Genomic DNA, 231 nt, shown 5'->3' with positions numbered 1-231 from the left:
GATCTTTGCCTTCCTGCTGCTGTTGTGTTTCGTCTATTTCATCTCGCCGCTGGCGGTGATCGGGGTGATCGTCGCGGTGATCATCGTGGTCCTGATGATCGGCGATCCCGACGCGTTCCGGGTTCTCGGTATCGCCCATGACCGGGCCGAGACGCGGCTGGAACAGGCGTTCCTGTCGCGTCGGGCGGGCGATGACGTGCTGACGCCCCCGGCGCTGCGCACGGCCAAGAA

The 231-nt window shown here is 64.5% G+C and carries 1 protein-coding gene; it reads left to right on the top strand.

Annotated elements, in window-relative coordinates; translation table 11 throughout:
* A partial coding sequence (locus JFU56_RS22810) for a hypothetical protein (protein ID WP_198439473.1) occupies window positions 1-231 on the top strand: 231 nt, incomplete at both ends.

Source organism: Moritella sp. F3, from assembly GCF_015082335.1.
GTDB lineage: Bacteria > Pseudomonadota > Gammaproteobacteria > Enterobacterales > Moritellaceae > Moritella.
This window is presented reverse-complemented; position numbering and strand designations above follow the sequence as displayed.